The 23,242-nt window shown below is 65.7% G+C and carries 18 protein-coding genes; 11 read left to right on the top strand and 7 right to left on the bottom strand.

Going from position 1 to position 23,242, the window contains the following annotated elements; genetic code table 11:
• Positions 1–4 precede the first annotated feature (4 nt).
• The 4 genes from OUZ30_RS17755 to OUZ30_RS17740 are packed head-to-tail and all read left to right on the top strand — an operon-like array spanning position 5 to position 4,211.
• Entirely contained in the window at positions 5–1,588 is a 1,584-nt protein-coding gene (locus OUZ30_RS17755; RefSeq protein WP_266183770.1) for a TolC family protein, read from the top strand.
• Positions 1,585–2,709 carry an HlyD family secretion protein gene (locus OUZ30_RS17750; protein ID WP_266183769.1) on the top strand — a complete coding sequence of 375 codons (1,125 nt, stop codon included), beginning with the start codon at positions 1,585–1,587 and terminating at the stop codon, positions 2,707–2,709. The genes OUZ30_RS17755 and OUZ30_RS17750 overlap by 4 nt, the downstream gene beginning before the upstream one ends.
• Positions 2,709–3,731 (top strand): DUF2955 domain-containing protein, encoded by a 1,023-nt coding sequence (locus tag OUZ30_RS17745; protein WP_266183768.1) that lies wholly within the window; start codon positions 2,709–2,711, stop codon positions 3,729–3,731. The genes OUZ30_RS17750 and OUZ30_RS17745 overlap by 1 nt, the downstream gene beginning before the upstream one ends.
• A 60-nt stretch (positions 3,732–3,791) precedes the next feature.
• The gene (locus OUZ30_RS17740; RefSeq protein WP_266183767.1) at positions 3,792–4,211 is read left to right on the top strand and encodes a potassium channel family protein; all 420 of its coding nucleotides are present in this window, start codon (positions 3,792–3,794) and stop codon (positions 4,209–4,211) included.
• 75 nt (positions 4,212–4,286) lie between these two features.
• On the opposite strand, the gene OUZ30_RS17735 is transcribed toward OUZ30_RS17740, so the two are convergent.
• The 6 genes from OUZ30_RS17735 to OUZ30_RS17710 all read right to left on the bottom strand — a co-directional run bounded on the left by OUZ30_RS17735 (position 4,287) and on the right by OUZ30_RS17710 (position 15,131).
• Positions 4,287–6,746, bottom strand: a complete 2,460-nt coding sequence (locus tag OUZ30_RS17735; RefSeq protein ID WP_266183766.1) for a GH92 family glycosyl hydrolase — start codon at positions 6,744–6,746, stop codon at positions 4,287–4,289.
• An 88-nt stretch (positions 6,747–6,834) separates the two neighbouring features.
• A complete protein-coding gene (locus OUZ30_RS17730) occupies positions 6,835–8,688 on the bottom strand; it encodes a glycoside hydrolase family 35 protein (protein ID WP_425601538.1) in 1,854 nt (617 codons plus the stop codon).
• Between the two features lie 172 nt (positions 8,689–8,860).
• The gene (locus OUZ30_RS17725) at positions 8,861–10,069 is read right to left on the bottom strand and encodes a glycoside hydrolase family 27 protein (RefSeq protein ID WP_266183764.1); all 1,209 of its coding nucleotides are present in this window, start codon (positions 10,067–10,069) and stop codon (positions 8,861–8,863) included.
• Between the two features lie 130 nt (positions 10,070–10,199).
• Complete coding sequence (locus OUZ30_RS17720; protein WP_266183763.1) at positions 10,200–11,855, bottom strand: GH35 family beta-galactosidase; 1,656 nt, start codon at positions 11,853–11,855, stop codon at positions 10,200–10,202.
• Positions 11,856–11,940: 85 nt separating this feature from the next.
• Positions 11,941–14,415, bottom strand: a complete 2,475-nt coding sequence (locus tag OUZ30_RS17715; protein ID WP_266183762.1) for a TonB-dependent receptor — start codon at positions 14,413–14,415, stop codon at positions 11,941–11,943.
• Between the two features lie 569 nt (positions 14,416–14,984).
• Entirely contained in the window at positions 14,985–15,131 is a 147-nt protein-coding gene (locus OUZ30_RS17710; RefSeq protein ID WP_266183761.1) for a hypothetical protein, read from the bottom strand.
• A gap of 28 nt (positions 15,132–15,159) precedes the next feature.
• On the opposite strand from OUZ30_RS17710, the gene OUZ30_RS17705 reads away from it, so the two are divergent.
• Genes OUZ30_RS17705 through OUZ30_RS17675 form a run of 7 tightly spaced genes read left to right on the top strand, consistent with a single transcriptional unit; the run spans position 15,160 to position 21,717 of the window.
• Complete coding sequence (locus OUZ30_RS17705) at positions 15,160–15,879, top strand: FadR/GntR family transcriptional regulator (protein WP_266183760.1); 720 nt, start codon at positions 15,160–15,162, stop codon at positions 15,877–15,879.
• 2 nt (positions 15,880–15,881) lie between these two features.
• Positions 15,882–16,805: a 2-dehydro-3-deoxygalactonokinase gene (locus tag OUZ30_RS17700; protein ID WP_266183759.1), complete on the top strand. Its 924-nt coding sequence runs from the start codon at positions 15,882–15,884 to the stop codon at positions 16,803–16,805.
• Positions 16,805–17,443, top strand: a complete 639-nt coding sequence (locus OUZ30_RS17695) for a 2-dehydro-3-deoxy-6-phosphogalactonate aldolase (RefSeq protein WP_266183758.1) — start codon at positions 16,805–16,807, stop codon at positions 17,441–17,443. Before OUZ30_RS17700 ends, OUZ30_RS17695 begins: the two co-directional genes overlap by 1 nt.
• Complete coding sequence (dgoD, locus tag OUZ30_RS17690) at positions 17,440–18,588, top strand: galactonate dehydratase (RefSeq protein WP_266183757.1); 1,149 nt, start codon at positions 17,440–17,442, stop codon at positions 18,586–18,588. Before OUZ30_RS17695 ends, dgoD begins: the two co-directional genes overlap by 4 nt.
• 2 nt (positions 18,589–18,590) lie before the next feature.
• Positions 18,591–19,355 carry an SDR family NAD(P)-dependent oxidoreductase gene (locus tag OUZ30_RS17685; RefSeq protein WP_266183756.1) on the top strand — a complete coding sequence of 255 codons (765 nt, stop codon included), beginning with the start codon at positions 18,591–18,593 and terminating at the stop codon, positions 19,353–19,355.
• Positions 19,352–20,266 carry an SMP-30/gluconolactonase/LRE family protein gene (locus tag OUZ30_RS17680; RefSeq protein ID WP_266183755.1) on the top strand — a complete coding sequence of 305 codons (915 nt, stop codon included), beginning with the start codon at positions 19,352–19,354 and terminating at the stop codon, positions 20,264–20,266. Before OUZ30_RS17685 ends, OUZ30_RS17680 begins: the two co-directional genes overlap by 4 nt.
• Positions 20,267–20,325: 59 nt before the next feature.
• Positions 20,326–21,717, top strand: a complete 1,392-nt coding sequence (locus tag OUZ30_RS17675) for a sugar porter family MFS transporter (protein WP_266183754.1) — start codon at positions 20,326–20,328, stop codon at positions 21,715–21,717.
• A gap of 287 nt (positions 21,718–22,004) precedes the next feature.
• On the opposite strand, the gene OUZ30_RS17670 is transcribed toward OUZ30_RS17675, so the two are convergent.
• Positions 22,005–23,195: an MFS transporter gene (locus OUZ30_RS17670; protein ID WP_266183753.1), complete on the bottom strand. Its 1,191-nt coding sequence runs from the start codon at positions 23,193–23,195 to the stop codon at positions 22,005–22,007.
• Positions 23,196–23,242 lie beyond the last annotated feature (47 nt).

Here is a 23,242-nt window from a genome sequence, read left to right as displayed (position 1 = left end):
TGCCGTGTCGCGCCGCACTGGTCCCATCCGACTGTGGCTGGCCTGCGCCGCCTGCCTCGGTGGCTGCGTGACCGTGGGCCCTGACTTTCATCCACAACACGAAGCATGGGCCGAACACTGGAGCAGCCCGGCCGTCGAGCAGGCCACCGCGCAGCAAGCGCAACCGGATGCAGGCCAGTGGTGGCAAGTGTTCGCCGACCAGAATCTCGAGCGCCTGATGGCGGAAGCCGATGCGCATAACGCCGACTTGAAGATCGCCGGGCTGCGTGTGCTCGAGGCACGCGCCCAGCTGGGCATTGCGCAGAGCGGACGTTACCCGCAAGTGCAGCAGATCGGCGGCGATGCGCTTTACACCAAGAGCCGGCGTTCCGGGAGCAGTGAGGGCAATTCGAGTGGCTCGTGGCAATACGGCCTTGGCTTCGACATCGGCTGGGAGCTGGACTTCTGGGGCCGCTTCAGGCGCGCCATCGAGGCGGCGGATGCCGCGTACTTTGCCTCGCAGGCGAACCGGGAAACCGTGCTGGTGCTGCTGCACGCCCAGGTGGCCGATACCTACTACACCATGCGCACGGCCGAGGCACGCCTGCGCATCGCACGTGAGAACGCCGCGTTGCAGAAGCGCAGCTACGAGATCACCGAGAAGCTGTTCAAAAGCGGCGAAACCGATGAACTGGATCTGCAGCAGGCCAAGACCCAATACCTCAGCACCTTGAGCAGCATCCCCAGCTTCGAAAGCCAGATCACGCTGGCGCAGCATGCATTGTCCACGCTGATCGGGCGCCCTCCCGGTCCACTGCCCGAGCTGGATCAACAGCCGGGCAAGGAAGGAGTGATCCCGATCGTCGATCGCGCCTTGCTGCAGGATGTGCCGGCGAACCTGCTGCTGCGTCGCCCCGATGTGCGCGCCGCCGAGCTGCACATGGCCTCGCAGTCTGCGCTGATCGGCGTGGCGAAGGCCGACCTCTACCCGACGGTGACGCTATTGGGCACGCTTGCCTGGAGCGCGAGTTCATCGTCGGGAACGCCCAGCTCGCTGCTGAGTGCCAGCGAGGTGGCCGGATCACCGAGCAAGCTTGCCCTTGCCGTCGGCCCCAGCGTCACCTGGAACGTGTTCGACCATGGCCGCATCGTCAACAACGTGCGCGTGCAGGATGCGCGCCTGCAGCAGCTGGTGGTGGCCTACCAGGACACCGTGCGCCAGGCGGCGCGCGAAGCCGACGATGCCGCCACCGCGTTTCTGGCAGCGCTACAGCGCGATGACATCCTGCACGATGCGGAGCAGGCGGCGGGTCGCTCACTGACGCTGGCCAACACGATTTATCGCGAAGGCTACTCGGACTTCCAGCGCGTGCTCGATGCGCAGCGCGCGCTGGCAGCCCAGCAGGATGCCTACATCGTCAACCGCAGCAATGCGGTCGGCAGCCTGATCGCGCTCTACAAGGCCGTCGGCGGTGGCTGGCACACCGAGCAACCGCTGGTTGATCCCGCCACCCGCGAGCAGATGCAACAGCGCACCCATTGGGGCCACCTGATCGACGAGACGAATACGCCCGCCGCCGCGCCGCCGACCGGAGGCCCGCCGCGATGAGTGATACGCCGTCGCCCGCTCCCACCGCGCCGCCAGCACAGCCGCCAGCTGCCGAGCCTTCGAGCAAGGGCGTGCGCTGGGTGCTCGTGCTGATCGGCGTGAGCTTCGCATGGTATCTGTTGGCCGACCGCTTCACGCCTTATACGCAGCAGGCGCGGGTGCAGGCCTACGTGATCCCGGTGGCTGCCGAGGTTTCGGCGCGTGTGACCGGGGTGTTCGTGCACAACAACCAGGAGGTCAAGGCCGGTGACATCCTGTTCGAAGTGGACGCGGAGCCCTATCGGATTGCCCTCGTGCGTGCGCGCGCCGACCTTGAATCGACACGCCGACAGATTGGCGCGAGCACCGCCGGCATCGATTCGGCCCAGGCGGCCGTGAGTGCCGCCATCGCGAACGAGATCAAGGCGCGCCAGGACAGCGATCGCCTGGAACGACTTTATCGCGAGGACCAGGGCACCGTTTCGCTGCGTCGCCTGGAGGTGGCGCGCGCCACGCACGACCAGGCAGTCAGCCAGGTCAACGGCGCGCGTGCCGAGGTGGAGCGCGCGAAGGAGACGCAAGGCGGCAACGAAGCGGAGAACGCGCAGTTGCGCAGCGCCGCCGCCGCGGTGGAGAAGGCGCAGTTGGACCTCGCCAATACCCGCGTGCGTGCGCGCACGGGCGGACTGATCACCGATCTGCGCACCGAGGTCGGCCAGTTCGCCGCGGCGGGCAACCCGGTGATGACCTTGATCGCGATCCACGATGTCTGGGTGAGCGCGGACATGACCGAAAACAACCTGGGCCATCTCGTGCCCGGCACACCGGTTTCCATTGCACTGGACGCCCGCCCGGGAGAGCTGTTCCACGGCCGCATCCGCAGCATCGGCTACGGCGTCAGCGTGGGCCAGGGCACGCCGCCCGGCAGCCTGCCCACCATACAGAACAGTCGCGACTGGCTGCGCCCGGCGCAGCGCTTTCCGGTGGTGGTGGAGTTCACACCGGGAGATGCCGTGCCGCCTCGCGACATTCGCGTCGGCGGGCAGGCCGAAGTGATGGCGTTTCCCACCCAGGGCAACCCACTCAATCCGCTGGGCCGCCTTTTTCTCCGTGTGATGAGCTGGCTTTCCTATCTCTACTGATGACGACGGCAGCCGACCAACGATGGCTACGAGGTCAGCGCGCGCTACGCCTGGCCACGGGCACGGCGCTGTGCCTCGCCATCAGTTTCGCCGTGGATCTGCCGATTCCCATCGTGGCGCCGGTATTCGCCGCCTTTCTGCTGGTGACGGTCAACCGGCCGCTTTCGTTGAAGGACGGCTTGCGCCTGGTCATGGTGGTTGCGCTGGCCACGGGCAGCGGCCTGCTGCTGGTGCCCTTGCTGCGCTATTACCCGAGCACCGGCGTGTTGCTGATCGGCCTGTGTCTGTTCCTGGCCTTTCGCTATGGCCTGCGCGGGGGCAACAACCTGCTCGCCACCTTCCTGGTGGTCGGCCTCACCATGATTTCCGCCGCCGGCACGGCGAGTATCGATCTCGCCATGACGGTCGTCGGCGCGCTGGTCAAGGGCCTGCTGCTCGCGGTGCTGGTGCTGGCGCTCTGCCACCGGCTGTTGCCGGAGTCCGCCCGCGCGCCCGCGCGTCCTGCCACGCCGGCTTTGTCGAACGACGACATCATGCGTCTGGCGCTGCGTGCCGCCCTGGTGGTGTTGCCGGCCTTCCTGCTCGCGCTGGCCGACCCGGCCAGCTACATGCCGGTGATCATGAAGTCGGTCAGCCTGGGCAGGCAGAGCTGCACCACCTCGGCGCGCGGCGCTGCCCGCGAGCTGCTGGGGTCCACCCTGCTCGGCGGCGTGCTGGCGATCCTGTTCTGGTTTGCGCTCAAGTGGTTTGTACACCTGTGGATGTTCTTCCTGTGGATGCTGCTGTTCGCCTTGTTGGTGGCACGCAAGCTGTATTCGCTCAGCCCAACCCGCTACACACCCAGCTTCTGGCTCAACACCCTGGTCACGCTGATCATCCTGCTGGGCCAGTCGGTGCAGGACAGCGTGGCTGGCAAGGACGTCTATACGGCATTCGCCGTGCGCATGGGGCTGTTTGTCGCCGTCACCTTGTATGCCTGCCTGATGGTCGAGTTGCTCGATACACGCCGCCGCCTGCGCTGAAGCGCATAGTCGTTGGCGACAACGCCGCATGGCCAGCCATGCAACATCGTGAGGTCCCGCATGTTCAAGAGGTGGAAATCGCGAAGCGCCCAGCTGAAGGCCCGCGACGTGCTCGCGGAGTTCTCGGCAACGTTGTGGTACCTGCAATCGATCCTGGCCGGGCTACTGCTGCTGTACGTCCTGCTGACCGCCGGGATGTACTACTTCGGCGGTCCGGTCGAAACATCGGACCGGTCGCCTTCGCCGTTCGGCGAGACGGTGTACTTCTGCACCATCACCGCGCTCACCATCGGCTATGGCGATGTGGTACCCACGACGATGTTTGGCCGCCTCGACGCGACACTGCTCGGCCTGCTCGGCATGTTGATGACCGGACTGGTGATTGCCGCCGCCGTGCGCGGTGTGCAGGAAGCGGCGCGCAAGGCCGATATCCGGGCAAGCCACGACGCGGCGGACAAGCATCGGCGACCGCGCCGATGACCTTGCCTCCGCGCCGGGTCGGAGGTCGACATCGTGCAGGCCCAACCAGCCTGCCGCGGCGGCCAGGTCGCTCAATCAACGATTGAGAGCCAACTGCTCACTGGCCGGTGCGCCAAAGGACGGTGGCCGGTCGGCCAACGAGGAGCCAAACGCCTGGTTCGGCGTGGCCGACATCTGGAATGCGAGCACGCCGCCTAGTGCCAGCTCGGCATGGCCGATCCAGCTGCGCGTCCACGGCTTGCCATTCCAGCTCACCGACTGGATATAGGGCCGGCCAGGCCCATTGCCGGTGGCCCGAATCACCAGCTTGCGCCCGCCAGCGAGCTCGACCTCGGCCTCATCGAGCAGCGGACTGCCGAAGACGTAATGCGTGCTGACCGGGTCCACGGCGTAGAGGCCGAGCGCGCTCATGACATACCAGGCGCTCATCTGGCCGCAGTCTTCGTCGCCGGCAAGACCATCAGGCTCGGGCGCGTACATCGTTTCCATCAGCATGCGCGCGCGCTGCTGGGTTTTGTGGTGCGCGCCGGTATAGGCGTAGAGATAGGCCATGTGATGGCTGGGTTCATTGCCATGCGCGTACTGCCCCACCATGCCGGCAATATCCGGCGGCGCGTCCGCCGGCAAGTCGGAGCTGGCGGTGAACAAGCCATCCAGCTTGTTTTCGAACGCCTGTGGTCCGCCAAACAGAGCCATGTAGGCGTACAGATCGTGCTGATTGAGGAAGGTGGCCTGCCATGCGTTGGATTCGCAAAAGTCGCGCCACGATGATGCATGCCCCATCGCGCGTGGATCGAACGGCTCCAGCCAGCGACCGTCCTCGGCCCGCGGGCGCATGAACTGAAGGCTCTTGTCGAACAGCTGCCGATAGTTGCGCGAGCGCTGCCTGAGCTGCGTCGCGTCATCCTTCGCGCCGACGGCGTCGGCCAGCTGCGCCATCGCCCAGTCGTCGTAGGCGTATTCCAGGGTCTTGCTGACGCCCTCCACTTCCTTGTCGCTGGGCAGGTAGCCAAGCTTGCGGTAGTGGTAGAGGCCGCGATAGTCGTCCTCCATCGCGCGCCGGCGGAACACCGGCCACGCGCTCGCGAAGTCGATGCCCTTGAAGTCCTTGGCCAGCGCTTCCGCGATCACCACGGCGGAGTGATAGCCGATCATGCAGCCGGTCTCCACGCCCTGAAGTGGCCAGATCGGTGGGCCATCGGGGCTTTCCACCGCCATGCGCACGAGGCAATTGACCAGGTCGGGCATGCGCTCGGGCTGGTACAGCGTGAACAGTGGATGCAAGGCGCGGTAGGTATCCCACAAGGAATACGTGCTGTAGTTGTGCTGCCCCGTGGGAAGCTGATGCACCACGGCATCCATGCCGCGGTAGCGGCCGTCGACATCGCTGAACAGCGTCGGCGCCAGCATGGTGTGATAAAGCGAGCTGTAGAAATTGCGCATGATGGACGCCGACGGCGACTGCACGCGGATGCGGCCAAGCTCGCGCTCCCATGCGTCCGCTGCGGCCTGCTGGATGCGTTCGAAATCCCAGTCAGGCATTTCGCTGTCCAGGTTGCGCAGCGCGCCCTCGATATCGACAGCCGAAATACCGACCTTCACCAGCAAGGGCGCACTGGCGATGTTATTGACATGCAGCGCGGCCTTCAGGTGCGCGCCGTTCGCTTCGGTGCTACCCGCCGGCAAGGCGACGTCACCCGCATAGAGCGTGGCATGGGACAGCGGCCTCGAGATCTTCATGGCGAAGTAGAGGTAACGGCCCTTGGCCCATTGATGCACGCGCCGCGCACCGACCAGGGTGTCATTGCCGATCAGGCGCAACTGCGCGTCGCTGACGACGGCCGGCACCTCGGCATGATCGTGGAAGCCGTGCGCCAGGTCGATCAGCAAGTGGCCGTCGCCCTTGTGCTTGAACGTATACCGATGCATGCCGGCGCGCAGCGTGGCGGTCAATTCGGCGCGTATGGCGTGATCGGTCAGTTGAACGCAGTAATAGCCCGGACGCCCATGCTCCGAGGCGCGGTCGTAACGCGAGCGATAGCCCGGGCCGGGATGCGGCGTTGCATCCGGCGGCAGCAAGGCCGTGGGACCCACCGTGCCGTCGTAGCGCGAATGATGGTTCGTGTCAGGCAGGCCGCGACTGCCCGGCTGCAGCATGACGGCGCCTTGCGCCGGCATCACCAGCACGTCGAGCAGGTCGCCATCACCGGTACCGCTGAGATGCGTATGGGAAAAGCCCATGATGGAACCATCGAGCTGGTGGTATCCCGAGCACGCATCCCAGTTGGCGTCGTTGGTGTCCGGGCTGAGCTGCACCATGCCAAAGGGCATCGATGCGCCCGGGAAGGTATGGCCGTGGCCCGCCGTGCCCACAAAGACGTCGACGTACTGCGACAGGCCTGCGGCCTGCGACGGCGCACCGACTCGCGGCGTCTGCGTTGCGCCCAGCCGCACGCCCTCGGCCAGCGCGGACAGCGGCGTGCCGAGCACGCCGAGTGCCCCCAGGCCTTGCAGAAACTGACGACGAGACACCATGCTGCATTCTCCCCAAGCGGTTGCTTTCGTTGTGTCGCAAGGATGCTGGCGCGCCTTTAGCGGACGCTCATCGGCGCGGTATCCGCCGTTATTCGGAGGTTTGCGCCGCCGGGTTGGACCACAGCGCGTGAGTAAGTCCGCGCAACGAAGCCTGGTTCGGGGTCTGCAGGTCGAAAGCCACCACCGCGTTGTCGCCCTGCTTCACCCAAGTCCCCGGCAGATAGAGCGATTGCTGCGGACCGATGTCCCAGACGCGTCCAAGATGGTGGCCGTTGACCCATAGCAAGCCCTTGCCCAGTCCGCTGACGTCCAGGAACGTGTCGGCCGGCTTCGCCTCATGAAAGCTGCCCCGATGGAAGGCGGGACCGTTCACCGGCTGCGTGGTCCAGCCACGAATCGCCGCCACCGATGACATCGGCAGGGGATAGACCTGCCAGCCGTGCAGCTCGCTGCCGTTGAGCAGCACGGGATCGACCAGGCCTGCACGGCCATCGGCGAGGCGTGGCCCATAGTTGATGCGGCCGGTGTTCTCCACCAGCACGTCGATGCGGTGTCGGCCGGCATCAAGAGCGATGGGCACGTCGACCTGCTTCAGGCGGCGATCCACCGTGCCGATCAACTTCTGGTCGACGTAGACGGCGGCGTAATCGCGCACCTCGCCCAGGTAGAGTTTCCCGGCGGCCGGCCCGTCCAGCTCCGTGCGATAAAGGATGTAGCCGTAATTCTGGCCAAACTGCTCCATCGACTGCGGCGCATCGACGACAATCGGGGCAGGCAGGTTGTCCCACAGCGATGCGTGCTCGGTCAGCGCGAATGCGGGCGGTGCCATGAACGGCGTAGGCGCTGGCAGGGGCGGCGGGGTGGCGCCGGTCGCCTTGGTAATCACCTCGCGGAACTGGGCGAACTTCGGCGTTGGCCGACCTGCCTCGTCGAGCACCGCGTCGTAGTCGTAACTGGTGGTCTCGGGTGCGTAGTGATCGGTCGCATCATCGTGGAAGTTCGCGCCGTTCATGAATCCGAACGTGGTGCCCCCTTCGAACATGTAGATGTTCACCGAGTAGCCCTGGGCAAGCATCCATGCCAACTCCCTGGCTTGCGCGTCGGCGTCGGTGTGCACATGCGGCACGCCCCATTGGTCGAACCAGCCGTCCCAGTACTCGCCGGCCATCATCGGCTGGCCTGGGCGGAAGTCCTTGAGCTTGGCGAACGCCTTGCTGGCGTCGCCGGTACCGAAGTTGACCACGGCGAGCACGCCCGGCAAGGCGTCGTGTTGCAAGCCGTCGGCGCCGTCGGAGGTGAACATCAGATTGGTGCCGAGGCCGGCGCGAATCAGCGCCTGGTGGATATCTTCCATGTAGCCGCGGTCATCGCCGTAGGAGCCGTACTCGTTCTCCACCTGCACCGCGATGATCGGCCCGCCATGCGCGGCCATCAGCGGCGCGAGTTCCTGGCCAAGGCGCCCGAAATATTGCTCGACGCGCTGCAGGAATTTCGGATCCCGCGTGCGCACGCGCAGATGCGGATCGGCGTACAGCCAGGCCGGCAGACCACCCGCCTCCCACTCGGCACATACATAGGGGCCAGGGCGAACGATGACGTCGAGACCCTCGCGCTGCGCCATGCGCACGAACGTGGCCACATCGTTGTCACCGCTGAAATCGAAGCTGCCGCGTTGTGCTTCGAGCGCGTTCCAGTAGACGTAGGTGGTGATCGTGTTCAGACCCATGGCGCGCGCCTTGCGTAGCCGGTCCTGCCAGTACCCGCGTGGAATGCGCTGGAAGTCCATCGAGCCGGAGATGATCTGGTGCGGCCGGCCCGCGCGGACGAAGTGGTCACCGTCGATGGTGATGGTGGCCGACGTCGCCGCATGCATGGGCTCTGCTGGGCAAGCGAACGCTGCTACCAGGCAGAGGGCCAGGGTGCCGCAGAGACCGAGGGACATCCGCTCGATGCCCGCACCCAAGCGAGGCCGCGCCAGCATGATCGACTTCAGTAAGGCATATGTCACTTGGTTATACCTCGCCTCATGGTGGCCTTGACGGCACGCGTCGTGCGCGCCGTCCGTGCAGGGCCCGGCCTCTTTCGGCCGGCCCATCCGCTGATCGCGCCGCGCGTCAGCGCGAAGCCTGCGGTGCGTCGATGCGCACCAGCCACACATCGTGCGACGCCAGCCCGATCGCCTGGTGGTCATCGATGCTCACCGTCTTGCCGCTCCACAGATCCGTCCCCTGCTGCTTGCCGTGCAGGCCAAGGCGCGTGAGATCGAGGTGGAAGGGATGCGTGCCGGCGACGCGCGTGTCACCCACGTTGAACACCGCGACGGCCAGTGCGCCATGGCTCAGGGGCCTGGTCCACACCTCGACCTCACCATCGGTATAGGCGCGCGTGCCCTGCTTGCCGAGGGGATCCTGGTCGATCGCAATCACCTCGCGGCGAGTGAGGATGTCCCTCACCTCCGGCTTCATATGCGACAGGTCGTTGCCCGCCAGCAGCGGCGCCGCCAGCATGGCCCACCAGCTGAAGTGCGTGCGGTTCTCGGCCTCGGTGAGGTCGCCATTACCTACTTCCAGCATGTCCGGGTCGTTCCAGTGGCCCGGACCGGCGTAGTGGGCCAGGCCCGCCTGCATGGTGGCAATCGCGTACACGAACTCACCATGCGGCGCGATATCGCCCGTGGTGCGCCACAGGTTGGCGCCCACCTTCGGGTCGGCGGCCCATTCCCACACCGCATCCATGCCGTACTGGCACAGCGAGTAGACGATCGGACGCCCCGCCTGGTTGAGCGCCGTACGCATGGTGGCGTAGGCCTCGTGCATCATGCGCATCTGCTGCGCGGAATCGTTCGGCGCGCGCTGCTTCATCAGCTCGCCAAAACTGCACAGGTCGTACTTGAGGTAATCGACGCCCCAGGCGGCGTAGGTCCTGGCGTCCTGCTGCTCGTGCCCCAGCGAGCCGGCATAGCCGGCGCAGGTTTTCTCGCCCGGCGAGCTGTAGATGCCCAGCTTGAGCCCGCGTGCATGCACGTAGTCAGCCAGCGCCTTCATATCGGGGAAGCGCGCATTGGCATGGATCTCCCCGCTCGCATCGCGCTGCCCCTGCCAGGCGTCGTCGATGTTCACGTAGACATAGCCGGCATCGCGCATGCCGCTGCTCACCATGGCGTCGGCGGCCGCACGCACGTCCGCGTCGGTCACCTTGTCGGCGAAGTAGTTCCAGCTGTTCCAGCCCATGGGTGGCGTCGCCGCGATCGGCGCCGTCGCCTGCGCGACGCCCTGGGCCAGGCAAAGGGTAGCTGCGAACAAGGCGGTATACGAAAGACGCATGGCTATTCCTCTCTTCATCGGCAGGCGAACCTGTTCACGCGCCGATAGTCGGTTGATGGACTTGCTGGATGGCGGTGTCGGCCCCACGGCGGCAACGCCCGTTTCGAGTGCATCGAAACGGGCGGCCAACTCACTTCGCGATGTGCACGCGCAGGATGGTTGAATGGTCGGGCAGCGACACATGGCGCTCGTCGCCGTTCAGGCGTCGTGCGCGAACCCACTGGTCGCCCTGGAACGTCCCTTCCTCGATCGAGATCAGCTCGGCGTCGCGCAGCGGACCCTGCATTTCGCGGAACGCCACGTCAAAGCCCGAACCCACGACGATGAAATCGTTCGGGGCCAGCTCGATGATCATGCCCGCCGCGCGGCCCTTGACCGGATCGAAGGTCGCGGTGAACTCGATGTTCGCGGCGAGCCGATCGGTGAGACGGATCGACTGCTTCCAGTCCTCGCCGTTGGCCAGGCCCTGCAGCACCGGATGCAGCTTGCCGGTGTACTGCTTGCTGGCAATCAGCGGCAGCAAGGGGCGCAGCACGCTATAGGTATCCTGAAAGCGCATGCCGATGGCCGTGCCGATGTCGCCCTTGGTCACGACGTCGTCGATGCCGAACGGGTTGAAGCCCATGCCGTTGAAGTAGCCGAACGTGGTGTAGGCAAAGGCGGCGAAGTACGGGTTGAAGTTCGTTTCCGGCACATACAGCGGGTTGTCCGGCCGGGTGTACTGCGCCGCGACGTCATAGAACTTCGGGTAATAGATATCCGGCGACAGCATGTCGATGGCCGGCGCACCCGCCTTCCACACATCGAGCATGTTCACCGTGGCGCCGCCGCTCGGCCAGCGACCCGGACGCTCCACGCCCTCGATCAGCCAGACGTTGACGTACATGGGCAGCGCATATTCGCGCTTGCCGGCCGCGGCCACCGTGTTGACGTAGTTGGAGATGGCCCAGGCGCTGATGGCCTCCGGTGCCTTCTCGCCGAATACGTGGGTCCAGTTGCCGGACTTCGGCGCGTGGCTCAAGGCCTGTGCCAGCGGCGCGGAGAGCTGCTGGCGATGACGGTCCAGGTATCCCAGCAGCGCCGTGGGCACCGCTGCCGCGAATTGCTGGTTGCCCGCTTCCGAATAGTCGCGGTCGGTGTTGACGATGCCCGCCTCGTTCTCCACCTGCATCATCAGCACGGTGCGCTGGGACTCGTCGATGCTCTTGATATGCCGCATCAGCGCCGCGAACGCGCGCGCATCCGCGTCCATGGCGGCCTGGCTGAACGGCGAGATGGTCGTCGTCACCTCACCGCGCGGTCCCTTGGCATGGGGATAGGTGGCCTGGTCTTCCTTCATCCAGTCCGGCACATACTGGCTCTCGCCGTTTTTCCAGGTGCCGAACCACAGCACGACCAGGCGCAGGCCGTGCTTGCGCGCCGCATTGACTGCCAGGTCGACGGAACTGAAGTCATAGTTTCCCCGCGTCGGCTCGAGCGCTTCCCAATAAATCGGCACCTCGACGGTATTGGCTTGCCAGCTCGCCAGCACGTCCATGGCCTTGTTGAGGTCCTCGGGATTGGACGTATCGGAGTTGTGCACCTGACCGCCGAGGATCAGATACGGCGCGCCATCCACGATGAGACGCGCCTGGTCGCCCTTCTTCTCCATGCTGGGCATGGGTGGCGAGCCGACCTTGGCCACGCAGGCCGTCGTCAGTACGAACAGGGCAAGCAAGGCTGACGCGATAGCGGCCACCTTGGGCAGTCGCGGGGGAACGCTCGGTGAGCGCAGATCAGAAGTCATGGGAGCCGTTCCCTATCGAGGGCTGGTAGATGTTGTAAAGGTGGAAGCCGCCGCAGCGGCTTCCGCTCTGGCCAGGCACATCCGCTCAGAAGCGCGCACGGAACTCGATGCCGTAAGTGCGCGGTGGCGTGACCGTGGCGTAGGGCGTGCCAAATACGCTGGTCGTTTCGTTGCCCACGCCGAGCACATAGCGCTTGTTGAAGATGTTGTTGCCGTACAGGCCCACACCCCAGCGCTGGTCCGGCGTATGCCAGTCCAGGCGCGCATCGGTGCGCTGAGTCGACTGCCCGATGGTGAAGGCCGGGGTCGAATAGCAGTTGCCTTGAATACCCGAGTCCGCGTTGCAGCGCGTGGGTCCGCGGTAGGCGTACTGCATGCTGAGTTCCAGGTCGCCATGGGCGACGCCATGCACGGTGTAATCGAAGCCCGTGGTGGCGGAGAAGTACGGCTCGCCCGTGGGCTGGCCGGACAGGTCCACGCCCGAGCTCGACAGACCCTTCAGGTAGGTGGCATTGATGTACGCGCCGGTGAGGTTGAAGCGCAAGGCATCGATCGGCACCCACTGCGCGTCGAACTCCAGGCCGTGCGCGTGCTGGTCACTCGTGTTGACCATGTAGAACGGCACGCCCGACCCGTTGTAGTTCGGATTGAGCACGTTCGACTGCAGGTTCGAGTAGCGGTAGTAGTACGCAGACGCGTTCAACAGCAGGTTGTAGTCGGGCAGCACCGTCTTCAGGCCGATTTCGTAGTTCCAGACCTTTTCCGGCTGGTAGACCGAGCCGATCTCGAGGCTGTTGTAGCCGCCTGCCTTGTAGCCCTTGGTGACCGAGGCGTAGCCCATGACGTCAGGCGTGAACTTGTAGCTGAGCACCACGCGCGGGCTCAGGTCATGCCAGGTACGGTTGCTCTGCACCCATTGGCCAACGGCATTCGGGAACACGATATTGCTGCTGAACACCCCCAGCGCCTGCTGCGCGCTCGGCGGCAGCAGGTCGTAGATGCCGCTGGCCTGCAATGCGGCCAGGGTCTGGTCGTAGGCGGGCGCCTGGCGCGGCACGTTGTACCAGGTGAAGGACTTCTGGTCCTGCGTGTAACGAAGACCGGTAGTGAGGTCCCACTTGTCATTGAGGTGCCAGATCACGTCGCCGAACGCGGCGTAGGCCTTGAACCTGCCGTCGTTGTTGATCTGCTCCCGCCAGGAGTCACCGAGGAAGGAGAACGGCAGGCCCATGGCCTGCAGACCCTGGGTGATCTCGGTCAGCGGCAGGCCGACCCCCTGCACGTTTTGTGCGAGCGTATCCAGGCTGTCGGTGTTGGTATTGACCTGGCTGCCCTGGCGCGCCTGCTCGGAATAGAAGCTCACGCCGCTGACCCAGTCCATCAGGTCGTTGTTTCCGGCCAGCTTGAATTCCTGGTACCAGCTGTTGTTGTGTTCGATGTTCGCCGTGTCGAGATAGCTGACGACGTGGTTGGTACCGTCGTTATCCATGTCGTTGTAGGTGTCGAACCCGCGCCACGCGGTGGTCGAGGTCAGGCTGCCCCACGAGAACGAGTGGTCGACGACCAGGTTGGCGCCGTTGAACGTGCGCGTCTCGGCGGCGTTGATCGCGTCGTTGTAAAGCGGCGCATGCAGCGGGTTGAGAAACGTCGACGGATCGGCTGGAAACGGCGGTCGCTGGTAGACGTTATTCGACAGCGGCACGATGCCGATCTGCGGACGCGGCAGCTGGTCGAGCCGCTCGTGGTCCCACGACAGCAGCACGCGCGTATCCGGCGTGATGTTCCATCGATAGACGATGCGGCTACCCCAATCGTCATTGCCGCCGTAACGCTGGCCGTTGGCCTGGTTCTTGATCCAGCCGTCGCTCTGGTTGTCCACCACGCTGACGCGCAGCGCCATGTCGTTGTTGAGCGGGATGTTGAGCAGCGCACTGCCGTAGCGCTGGCCTTCGTTGCCCACGCGTACCACGGCATTGCCTTCCCACTTGTCGGACGGCTCGTTGGTGACGATCGAGATCGCGCCGCCGGCGGCGTTGCGGCCGAACAAGGTGCCCTGCGGCCCCTTCAGCACTTCGATGCGCTGGATATCGTTGAAGGCCAGCAAGGCGCCGCCGGAGCGGGCGGCATAGACGCCATCGACGTACACGCCGACGGCCGATTCGGTGCCCACGCCGAAGTTGCTGGTGCTGATGCCGCGCAAGGAATACGAAGGCTGGGTCGGCTGGCTGCCGTCCACGCCGAGGCCGGGCACGAAGATCGCAATCTTGCTCAGGTCGGTGGCAGCCAGCGTCTGGATCTGCTGCGCGGTGATGATCTGCAGCGGAATCGGCACCTCCTGCATTTCCTGGCTGCGCGTCTGCGCCGTCACGACAATCTTGCCAAGCTGCTTGGCCTTGCTCGCATCAGGCGCCGTGGAGGACGGCGCGGCGCTGGTGGCGGCGTCGCCCTTGGCCTGCTGCCCCGTGTCGTCCGCCCTGGCGGTGAACGGTGCGCAAAGCGCGATCGCCACGCCGCCATACAGCACGCTGCGCAGATATCCCGGTAGTAGTCGTTGACGCATGAGCAAGAATCTCCCCTTTGACTTGCCAGTTCGCATGATTGGAACGACGGCGGCTTGTTGCGGATGAAGCGATGTTTGGCGCATACGTCCCCCTCGCCCCCATCCAACGGCGCACCTTCCACTACCCACGGCTTGTTCGCCCCCCTCAAAAAGCGGGGTTGACAGGTCCCTGTTCTGATACGAGGGACGCCTCCCCGAACATCGCCAGCGTGCCCCTCCCCGGGCTGGCGTTGTCCGCACTCACGTTCTGCAGCAGGCCTCCGTCGTGGAGACCTAGCTGCCCGCCAGTCGAGCGCCCGCATGACGACGCAACCAGGCTGGCATCGCACGCTGCGACCCTGCGCAGCGCATCCATCATGAGCCCCCTGACGCATGACTGACGGGGGCATGCAATCACATTGTATGATTATCATGCAAGCAACTTTCGACAGGATCGAGCCGGCTTGTGCGATGCGGCACGGGCATGACACGGCGCTCGCGCGGAGCGATCCGGCGCCGCAGGGCATGCTGTGAGCAGTGTGGTGGCGGCGCGAGGGATCCATGAAATGGATGTCGCTTACCGCAGCGCGTCATCGGGGATCGCGTCGCACTTGCAGCGGGCCGATCGCGTCATGGAAGGCATCGCGCAACATTGCTTGGCAGATCGCCTGCAGATGCTTATAGTCAATTTGTATGACAATTGCTTCGAGCGGTGCGCTGCGCAGCACATCGAGCATGGTCGGAACAGGGGAGCCGGGGTATCTCATGAGGAAGTCGAACGCCGTCCGCAGCCTTTACGGACACGTGATGCACGAGCTCGGCCAGCGCATCGTCAGTGGCAAGGTAAAGCCGGGTGACGTGCTGCCGCGCGAAGAGACGCTGGCTGAAAGCCTCGATGTGAGCCGCACGGCCTTGCGTGAAGCGCTCAAGGTGCTGTCCGCCAAGGGCCTGATCGAATCGCGCACGGGGGTGGGTGCCCGCGTGCTCGAAGAGCAGCACTGGAACCAGCTTGACGCCGACGTGCTCGCCTGGCGTTGCGCTTCCATGCCCACCGACGATTTCGTCGACAAGCTGGTCGAGATGCGCGAAATCATCGAACCGGCGGCGGCCGCCGCGGCTGCGCGTCGGCGCACCAGCGCCCAGCTGGCCCAGATCGAGCAGTCGTTTCGGGCCATGGCGGCGGCGCAGACACTCGAGGCATGGACCGAGGCCGACCTGCAGTTCCACGATGCCGTGCTGCGCGCGACCTGCAACGAATTGCTGCAATCGCTGTTCTCCGTGGTGGAGTCTTCGCTCGGCACGTTCTTCACGCTGTCGGCCCGCAACGTGAGCGACTTCAAGTATTCGCTGCCGCACCACCAGAAAGTCCTGGACGCCATCCGCCGCAAACAGCCCGAAGCCGCGCGCAAGGCCATGCTGACCATGATTGCCGACTCGCACGCGAGCCTGCAGCGCGACCGCAAGCGCAAGCGCAAAAAGGCCTAGCCGTGACCACCGCGCTCATCGCGCTCGACTGGGGCAGCACGCATTTGCGAGCGTATCGGCTCGGTGTGCGCGGCGAGGTGCTGGAGGCGCGCGCCCTGCCCTGGGGCGTCGCTCACTTGCCCGACACCGGTTTCGAAGGTGCCTTCGCCGAGGCGGTGGATGGCTGGCCGCCAACGCCGGTGATCGCCTGCGGCATGGTCGGTAGTCGCAACGGCTGGCGCGAAGCACCGTACCTGGACGCGCCGGCCAGCACCGACGCGCTGGCAGCGTCACTGCTGCGACTGTCTACCGCGCAAGGACGCCTGTTTTACATCGTCCCAGGCCTGCGCGACCCTTCGCGCCCCGACGTGATGCGCGGCGAGGAAACCCAGGTCGCCGGGCTACTCGTGCGCGAGCCGGGCGCTGCGCGCGAGTCGGACATCCTGCTTCCCGGCACGCACAGCAAATGGGTGCGCGTGCGCCATGGCAAGGTCGCGCGCCTGGCCACCGCGATGACCGGCGAATTGTTTCACTTGTTGTATCAGCACTCGGTACTTGGTGCGTCGCTGCCGGCGCCCACGATCGATGAGCAGGCATTTCGGCAAGGCGTGCTGACGGCGCGGGAGAGTGGTGCGGCGGGCGTGTTGTCGCGCATTTTTCTTGCCCGCACGCTGATGCTCGATGGCGAACTCGCCCCCACCTCCGTCGCCGACTATCTCTCCGGCCTGTTGATTGGCGAAGAGTTCCGCGCTGCGCTGGCTGCCGGCTGGACGAAACCGCAGGCCACCTTGCACATCGTGGGCGACGAAGCGCTCGTCACGCGTTACCAGCGCGCTGCGGAATCGTTCGACCTGCATCTGCTCAAGGCCGCCGGGGACACGGCGGCGGCAGGCCTGTGGCGCCTTGCCAGCGTGGCCTCACTGCTTCCAAATCACGCGATGACCTGATGAACGCCTGGCTGACATCCTTTCCCCTGGTCGCCATCCTGCGCGGACTTCGTCCCGCGGAAGCCGTGGACATCGGCGCCGTGCTGATCGAAGCCTGCTTTCGCGTGCTTGAAGTGCCGCTCAACTCGCCGGAGCCGGTGGAAAGCATTCGCCGCCTGGTCGACGCCTTCGGTGATCGCGCGCTGATCGGCGCGGGCACGGTGATCGATCCTGTCCGGGTGGATGACGTCGCCGCCGTGGGTGGGCGCCTGATCGTGATGCCGCACGCCGATGGCGAGGTGATCCGCGCAAGCAAGCGGGCCGGCCTGTACTGCGTGCCCGGCGTGGCGACACCTACCGAAGCGTTCGCCGCGCTGGCCGCGGGTGCCGATGCACTCAAATTGTTTCCCGCCGAACAGATCGGCCCCGCCGCGCTCAAGGCATGGTTAGCCGTACTGCCGCCTGGAACAGCGGTATTGCCCGTCGGAGGCGTGACCCCCGAAGCCATGGCGCCATGGCTGGCCGCGGGCGCCGCCGGCTTCGGCATCGGGTCCTCACTCTACGCGCCAGGCCGCCAAGCCAGCGACGTCGCCTTGCGCGCGCGCGCCTTCGCCGATGCCTGGCAGTCCCACCTCGCTGCCAAGGGCGATGCCGCATGAAGATCACAGGCCTCACCACCTTCGTCGTCCCGCCGCGCTGGCTGTTCCTGCGCATCGATACCGACCAAGGCCTATGCGGATGGGGCGAACCCATCGTCGAAGGACGCGCCCACACCGTCGCTGCCGCGGTGGACGAATTGTCGGATTACCTGATCGGCAAGGACCCCCGCCATATCGAGGACCTGTGGAGCGTGATGTATCGCTCCGGCTTCTACCGCGGCGGCCCGGTGCTGATGAGCGCCATCGCCGGCATCGACCAGGCGTTGTGGGACATCAAGGGCAAGGACCTGGGCCAGCCCGTGCACGCCCTGCTTGGTGGTCCGGTGCGCGAGCGCATCCGCGTGTATTCCTGGATCGGCGGGGACCGCCCGGCCGACACGGCGCGCGCCGCGCAGCAGGCCGTCGCCGGTGGCTTCACCGCGGTGAAGATGAATGCCACGGAAGAACTGCAGTATGTCGACACCTACGCCAAGGTCGAACAGGTGCTGGCCAACGTGCAGGCGGTTCGCGATGCGGTGGGACCGCAGGTAGGCATCGGGCTGGACTTCCACGGTCGCGTGCACAAACCGATGGCCAAGGTGCTGATGCGCGAACTGGCACCATTCAAGCTCATGTTCATCGAAGAGCCGGTGCTGTCCGAACATCTGGAGGCATTGCCTGAACTGGCAGCGCTCTCGCCGGCGCCGATCGCGCTGGGCGAGCGCCTGTACCACCGCGCCGACTTCAAGCGCGTGCTGGCCATGGGCGGCGTCGACATCCTGCAGCCCGATCCGTCACACGCCGGCGGCATCACCGAAACGCGCAAGATCGCCGCGATGGCCGAAGCCTATGACGTGGCCGTCGCGTTTCACTGCCCGCTCGGCCCGATCGCGCTGGCGGCCAATCTGCAGCTCGATGCCTTGTGCCACAACGCTTTCATCCAGGAGCAGAGCCTGGGCATCCATTACAACGCGGCGAACGATTTGCTTGACTACGTCGAGGACCGCAGCGTGTTCGCCTACCAGGACGGTTGCGTGGCGATTCCGGGCGGGCCGGGACTTGGCATCACGGTGAATGAGGCCTACGTCGCCGAGCGCGCCGCCGTGGGACATCGCTGGCGCAACCCCGTCTGGCGTCATGCCGACGGCAGCGTGGCGGAGTGGTGAGCATGAGCCACTTTGCGACTTACCCCAGCCTCGTCGACCGGCACGTCTTCATCTCGGGCGGCGCCAGCGGAATCGGCGCTGCACTCGTGGAACATTTCGCCGACCAGGGCAGCCGGGTGAGCTTTGTCGATATCGACGAGGCAAACGGCAAGGTCCTCGTCGATGCGCTCGGCCATGTGCGCCATCGACCACGATTCCTCACCGGCGACGTCACCGATCTTGACGCCCTCAAGGCCGCCATCGACGCCGCCCGCGCCGTGCACGGCCCCATCGGCGTGCTGATCAACAACGCCGCCAATGATGTACGCCATGCGTTCGACGCGACCACGCCACAGGATTTCGATCGCAGTATCGCCGTCAACCTGCGGCACCACTACTTCGCCACGAAGGCGGTGCGCGACGACATGCGCGAACTTGGCGCCGGCTCGGTGATCTGCCTGGGCTCCACCGGGTGGATGAAGAAGAACGCCGGCTACCCGATCTATGCCGCGGCCAAGGCCGCCGTGCTCGGCCTCGTCAACGGACTCGCCCGCGAGCTTGGCAAAGAGCGCATCCGCATCAACGCCCTGGTGCCCGGCTGGGTGATCACCCCGAAGCAGCGCGAACTATGGCTCGATGCCGCAGGCGAGGCGGACATCGCCCGGCTGCAATGCCTGCCGGGCCACCTGATGGCGGATGACATCGCGCGCGCCGCGCTGTTCCTGGCCGCCGACGATAGCCGCATGTGTACCGGCCAACAGTTCATCGTGGACGGCGGTTGGGCATGAACGGCGTCGCTGGCGTCGCTGTCCTGCTGCAGAACGAGTTGGGCGAAGGCATCGTCTGGTGCGAGCGTGAGCAGGCGCTGTACTGGACCGACATCCACGCGTCGACGCTATGGCGCTATCGCATCGACGAAGGCGCGCTCGACCACTGGCTGCTGCCGGAACAGCTGGGCTGCTTTGCGCTATGCGAGGAGGACGGCTGGCTGCTGCTGGGCCTGGCATCCCGGCTGGCGTTCTTCCATCCGGCCAGCCAGACCCTGACGCCCATCACCGAGGTGGAAGCGCAACAGCCGACGCGGATCAACGATGGTGCCTGCGATCGCAGCGGTCGCTTCGTGTTCGGTACGTTCCATGAGCCGGCCGATGGTGGCCCCAGGCTGCCGGTCGGGTCGTTTTATCGCCTCAACCGCAATCTCTCGCTCGAGCGCCTGTCCCTGCCCGGGGTGGCGATCAGCAACAGCATCGCCTTCAGTCCCGGCGGCGAGCGCATGTATTTCTGCGATTCCACCACGCCGGTGATCCGGGTCTGCGACTACGGCGACGACTGCGGTGCGCCACGAGACTTTGCCCGGATCGACGATCCGCATGGCGAACCGGATGGCTCCATCGTCGATAGCGAAGGTGGACTGTGGAATGCGCAGTGGGGGCTTGGACGTGTCGCTCGCTACACGCCGGAGGGCCGCCTCGATCGCTGCATCGACGTGCCGGCATCGCAACCCACCCGCATGGCCCTCGGTGGCGTCGATCGCTCCACGCTCTATATCACCAGTGCGCGCCTTGGCCTCGACGCCAGGTCGCTCGCGGCCCAGCCGCTGGCCGGCTCGTTGTTTGCGGCGCAGGTCGACGTCGCCGGCCTGCCCGAGCCGCGCTTTGCGGGACCACCCGAGCACGTCATCGCCACCGCATCCAGTTGACGGACGCGGACGCACCACTCGAAAGAACAATCTTCATTGCAAGCGGGGGAGCATCGTTCATGAACGCCGAAGTCATCGCGTCACCTACGTTCCAAACCAGGGCCACCGTAGTCTTCACCTGTCTGCTTGCCGCTCTCGCAGGCCTGATGTTCGGCCTCGACATCGGCGTCATCTCCGGGGCCACCCAGTTCATCCAGGCCGAGTTCAAGGTCAGCGATCACACCATCGAATGGATCGTCAGCGCCATGATGCTCGGCGCCGCAGTCGGCGCCCTCGCGGCGGGGTGGCTGTCGGCAGCCCTGGGGCGCAAGCGCTCGCTCGTGCTGGGCGCCACGCTGTTCGTGCTCGGCTCACTGCTCTCCGGCTATGCCTGGTCGCCCGCCTCGCTGATCGCGGCGCGCGTCGTGCTGGGCCTGGCCATTGGCGTGGCCACCTTCGCCGCCCCGCTGTATCTGGCGGAAGTGGCGCCGGAGCGCATCCGCGGCGCGATGATCTCCACCTACCAGCTGATGATCACCGTCGGCATCCTGGTGGCGTTTCTGTCCGATACCGTGCTCAGCTATTCCGGCGCATGGCGCTGGATGCTCGGCATCATTGCGGTGCCCGGCGTGCTGTTCCTGCTTGGCGTGCTGGTGCTGCCGGACAGCCCGCGCTGGCTGTTCATGCGCGGCCGGCGCGACGAGGCCATGCGCATCCTGCATCGCCTGCGCAACGATCCCGCCGTCGTCGCGCGCGAAGCGGCCGACATCGAAGAGCAGCTCAAGACGCCGCAGCGTGGCTGGCATCTGTTTCTCGAGAACGCGAACTTTCGCCGCTCCGTGGGCCTGGGCGTGCTGCTGCAGCTGATGCAGCAGTTCACCGGCATGAACGTGGTGATGTACTACGCCCCGCGCATCTTCCAGGAGATGGGCTACGACACCAGCGCGCAAATGTGGTTTACCGCCCTGGTCGGCATCACCAACATGCTGGCCACCTTCATCGCCATTGCGCTGATCGATCGCTGGGGCCGCAAGCCCATTCTCTACACCGGCTTCGCGGTCATGGCCACGGGACTTGGCGTCGTCGGCGTGATGATGCACGGCGGCATCGCCGGCCATGCCGCGCAGATCTTCACCGTCACCATGCTGCTGGTGTTCATCGTGGGCTTTGCCATGTCCGCGGGACCGCTGGTGTGGACCTTGTGCTCGGAGATCCAGCCGCTCAAGGGCCGCGACTTCGGCATCGGCTGCTCCACTTTCACCAACTGGATCGCGAACATGGTCGTAGGCGCGACCTTCCTGAGCCTGCTCAACGGCATCGGCAACTCGTCCACCTTCCTGATCTACGCCGGGCTCAACCTGCTCTTCATCGTGGTGACGTTCTGGCTGGTGCCGGAAACCAAGGGGGCGACGCTGGAACAGATCGAACGCAACCTGATGCACGGCAAGCGTCTGCGCGATATTGGCGGCTGATGCGGCGCCAGGTTCGCCGTAAGCGTGAGTCGAGTGGACCGCATCGCTGATCGGGTGCGGACCACACTTCGCCACGCGCTTGCCCACGGTAGCGTCAGGTGGCTGCCCGAACCGATCATGGCGGGGTCGCGCTTGTAGCCGACCCGCCATGCCAGACCATCGAAGCGGACTTGCGCCCATCGCGCGCGCGCCGAGAGCGTGACATCGACTTCAAGCGCACCGCGGACATCGGCGCGGCTATGTCGCCTGCGTCAGGCGCCATCGCGGGTGCAGCCCGGGGCGCTCGCTCAGGGCGAGCTCTGTTCGCAAGGCGAAGTCCTGCCCCGCCCTGTCCCCTGAAACACACGGGATGCCACCAGGATCACGGCAATCAGCGCGCAGGAAGCAAACCCGGACGCAATCAGCGGAATAACTTGCACGTTTTCGCCACGCACGAAGAACGAAGCCGCCAGCGGCCCGAAGCCCGAGCCGAGCAGCTGCGCGGCCGGCACCAGCATCGCGATGCGCCCCTGGGGATCGACATCGAAGGCCAGGCGGTAGTGGAACGGCATCTGGAACAGCCACAGAAAGCCGAACGCCACGCACAGGGCGGTGAAGGCCAGCACACTGTGTCCGGCAAGCAGATGCATCAGCACGCCAATCGCCGCAAAGGCGACCGCGCTTGCGGCGACCACGCGTGGCGCGCGCCAATGGCGCACCGCCACCGCTGCCATGCCGCCGCCGGCAATCTGCATCACCAACACCAGCGCCACCAGCAGGTTCGCCTGGCTGGCGGCCACGCCGGCCGCTTTTTCCAGCGGCTCGAAATAGGCCCAGATGGTGCCCACGGCCGACAGATGCGCGAAGGGCACCAGCAGGCTGAAAAAGCCTCGAAGGGTGGCGACCGCCGGCTTGGTTGCCTCCTCGTGCGGTGGCACCTTGGCCGGCAGGCGCGTTGCCAGCAGCAGCGGCAGCGCCGATATGACGGCGAGCGCCACAAAGCCCTTCTGTCCGCCAAGGAACGGCATCGTCAGCCTCGCCAGCATTAGGGCAACCAGCGCCTGTGCCATCGTCTGCATGGTCAGGAAGATGCCCGAGAGACGATCGGGTTGGCGGGAGCGGACGAGGACGACGGTGGTGATCCAGAACAGGCTGGCCTCGCCCAGCCCGGCGGCCACGCGCATCGCCGTGCACGCGAGATCCCCGTGCACGCGCAAGGTCAGTAGGTTGACGGCCACCAGGTAAAGGCTGCTCAACACGGCTACCAGGCGAATCCTGTGCAAGGGCAGCCACTTCTCGGCCAGCACGACGCCCACGCCTAGGGCGAAGATTTCGCCCATCGCCACCAGGCCCACGCCCTCCAGGGAAATCCGCTGCTGCTCGATCAAATCGCCGAGCAGCGCCGGCTGCAGTCCAAGCACCATCAGCGCGACGCAGCCCACCACCAGCGCGGCAGTTATTTCCGAGAGTCGAAAATCGATCGAAGCGGATGTCGTCACGGGCACTCCGGTTCAGCGCTGTTGATCGTCGAGCCGGCGAACACCGG

Origin of the sequence: Dyella humicola, from assembly GCF_026283945.1 — a bacterium.
In the GTDB taxonomy this organism is placed as follows: Bacteria; Pseudomonadota; Gammaproteobacteria; order Xanthomonadales; family Rhodanobacteraceae; genus Dyella; species Dyella humicola.
The sequence above is the reverse complement of the archived record's forward strand: the minus strand, read 5'-3'. Positions and strand labels throughout refer to the sequence as shown.